Below are 3,256 nucleotides of genomic sequence, written 5' to 3' on the forward strand. Positions count from 1 at the left end.
CAGCCACACCAGCGTCTCCATCACCTTGGAGTGGATGACCTCCGGCGAGCGGGCGTACCACAGGCCCTTCGTGATGCTCTGGTAGGCCTGGTAGATGCYAGCCGGCAGCAGCGACAGGAAGACCATCATCGCCAGGCCGATGTTCAGGCTCCAGAAGGCGGGCTTGAGGAATCGGTCGGCATGCAGCGCCCTGTCGTACAGSCCGCGCAGGCAGAACAGCATSAGGCCGATGCCCAGCATGCCGTAGACRCCGAACAGCGCSGCRTGGCCGTGGGCCGCCGTCATGTTCAGSCCCTGCACGTAGTACAGCGAGGCCGGCGGGTTGATGGCGAAGCCCAACAGGCCGGCGCCCACCGTGTTCCAGAAGCCCACGGCGACGAAGGACAGGATGACCCACTTGTAGGCGCCCAGCCAGGCCACGCCCTTGGCGCGGCGATAGGTCTGCAGCGCTTCCAGGCCGATCAGCGTCAGCGGCACCACCTCCAGCGCGGAGAACACTGAGCCGACCGCAATGACCGATGTGGGCGTGCCCGTCCAGTACAGGTGGTGCAACGTGCCCAGGATGCCGCCGAACAGGAAGACGATGGTCTCCGCGACGATGGCGCGGTTGGCAGAAGCGGGGCGCACCAGGCCCAGGTTGGTGAAGATCAGCGCGACGACGGCCGTGGCGAAGACCTCGAAGAAGCCCTCGACCCACAGGTGCACCAGCCACCAGCGCCAGTACTCGACCATCGAGTAGTGGGTGTGCTGGCCCCAGGTCAGCGAGCTCGCGTAGAAACCGCCGATGCAGGTCGCCGACAGGAAGACCATGGCGATGAGGCCGCGGGTTTCCGAAGGCCGCTTGAGCGCCGGCCACAGCGCACGGCCGAGCAGGAAGACCCAGAACAGCAGGCCAACGAAGAGCAGGATCTGCCAGAAGCGGCCCATGCTCGTGAATTCCAGGCCCTGGTTGCCGAACCAGAAGCTGAAATCGAACCCGCGGTGCTGCAGCGTGCCGAGCCAGCCGGTGATGGTGGAGCCGAGCACGACGACGATGAGGGCCCAGAACAGCGCATCGACGCCGAGCTTCTGCAGCCTGGGTTCGGCGCCCGATAGCAGCGGCGCGACGTACAGGCCCGTGGCCAGCCAGGCAGTCGCGATCCAGAAAATGCCGATCTGCGTGTGGATGGTGCGGGTGACGGTGTACGGCAGGATCTGCGCCAGCGGGATGCCGAAGAAGGCCTGGCCTTCCACCGCATAGTGGGCGGTGATGGCGCCCATGCCGATCTGCAGCAGCATCAGGCCGATGACGACGAAGAAGTATTTGCGCGTGGCCTTCATCGACGGTGTGGCCTTGGCGCCGAGCAGCGGGTCGGCCTTGGGCACGACGGCGAGCTCTTCGTCGCCCTGGTGCAGCCACAGCATCGCGGCGATGCCGGCCAGCAGCAGCACGATGCTGACCATCGACCACATCGCGGCCGACGTGCTCATCGTGTTGCCGACCAGCGGTTCGTGCGGCCAGTTGCTGGTGTAGGACAGACCGGCCTCGCCAGGGCGATCCGTCACGGCCGCCCAGGCCGACCRGAAGAAGAAGGCCGCCAGCGCCTTGCGGTGCTCGGCTTCGGGCAAGGCGCCGGCCGTCATCGCGTATTGGTCGCGCAGCTTGTCCAGCGCCGGTTCGGTGCCGAACAGGCCCTCGTAGTGCGAGGCGACCTCACGGATGGCCTGGGCGCGAGCGGCGGTGACGCGCACATCGCCGCTGCTCTCTTCGTAGGTGTTGCGGCGCATTTCATCGCGCACCAGCTGGTCGACGGCGGCGCGCTGCGCGTCGCTGACCGTCAGGCCGCTTTGCTGCTGTTCGGCCAGGCGCCGGGCCTTCAGGGCCACCGCCTCGCGATGCAGCCAGTCGGCCGACCAGTCCGGCGCGACATAGGCGCCATGCCCCCAGACCGTGCCGAGCTGCTGGCCGCCGGCCGACAGCCAGGCCTGCTGGCCGAGCTGGATCTGCTCGCCGGTGAACAACAGCTCGCCGTCGGCGCTGACCACCCGGTTCGGGATGGGTGGGGCGGAAAGATAGATCTGCCAGCCCAGGTAGCCCAGGGCGCCGAACGACAGCACGAAGATGAGCCCCAGCCAGCGCCAGAGATTGCTACGGGATTTCATGGTGATTTCCTTGGAACGCCAGGAACAGTTGAACGTCAGGCGCCGCCGCAAGCGCCGCAGCACGTGCCGCGCGCAGAGCCAAGCCTTGTGACTCGCGCCCGCCAGAAGTCCGGGCCGCGGTCGACGCTCTGCCAGCTGAACATCCCGGGCCTGTGAACGTTGAGCAGGGCCTCCAGCGAGCCGGGCTCCCCGTCCATCAACAGCTCCAGCGTTTCGTTGGCGGCCAGGACGTCAAGCTTGGCGACGATCGCTGGGGCGCGGTCACACATTGCGAGCCCGCGAGAGTCGAACTGAAGGGAAGGGACTGACATGGGCGCCTCTAAAGATGCATTTTTGATGCATCAAATTCTAGAAACGCCGCCGTAACGCGGTTTGACATAGATCAAATGCCAGCGTCCGGAGCCGGCTGTCGGCAGTGACCTGTCGCGAGCCGGCCGCCCAGCAGCTGCCCTGCCGGGCCGGGTACCGGCGCCGGTGAGCACTGCGGGAATGAGGCGCACGGCACGCGCACGGCGCGCCGGTGCGCCCCCGCCGACCGCTACTTCGCCAGAGCCGCGACTTCGGCGGCGCTCAAGGCCCCCGCCTCGATGCGGAAGCCCTGGATGCGGCCGTTGAATGACGCATGGCCCCAGTCGCGCCCGAGGAAGGCCACCTGGTCGCCGACCTGGCGCGGCGACAGCATCATGGCGTCGGACCTCGCCACCTCTGTGCCGTCGACATAGAGCCGGCCAGTAGTGCCCTTGAGCGTGACGGCCAGATGGACCCAGCGGCGAATGGGCATGAACCACGGCGCGACCAGGTTCTGCTCGTCGTTGAACCCCGCGCCGGTGATGGCGAACTGCAGCCCCACGCGGCCCTTGGGCACGAGGCGCATGTAGGAAAACCCGTCGTGCCCGGCAAAGAACAGGCAGCTGTCCGTGCGCAGCGAATTGGCATTGGCCCACAGAGACAAGGTGAAGTCGCCCAGGCCGCTGAACAGCCCCTCGGGCAGCTGCAGGCCGGCCGACTTGCCGTCGAAGACGATGGCCTTGTCGTTCTGCCGCCCGTCGCCCCAGGTCGCGCCGTCCAGCAGCTCGCCCGCGACGGCCTTCCACTGGCCGGCGGGAGTCTGCAG

The 3,256-nt window shown here is 67.5% G+C and carries 3 protein-coding genes; all 3 read right to left on the reverse strand.

The window, feature by feature from the left end:
* Window positions 1-2,142, reverse strand: a 2,142-nt coding sequence (locus tag AC1DU6_RS24585; protein ID WP_477860275.1) for a nitric-oxide reductase large subunit, incomplete at its 3' end; no start/stop codon positions are given.
* A 35-nt stretch (window positions 2,143-2,177) separates the two neighbouring features.
* Window positions 2,178-2,453 (reverse strand): DUF2249 domain-containing protein, encoded by a 276-nt coding sequence (locus AC1DU6_RS24590; protein ID WP_477860276.1) that lies wholly within the window; start codon window positions 2,451-2,453, stop codon window positions 2,178-2,180.
* Between the two features lie 227 nt (window positions 2,454-2,680).
* A partial coding sequence (locus tag AC1DU6_RS24595; protein WP_477860278.1) for a LamG domain-containing protein occupies window positions 2,681-3,256 on the reverse strand: 576 nt, incomplete at its 5' end.

The sequence above is a fragment of the Roseateles sp. P5_B10 genome (genome assembly GCF_056400485.1).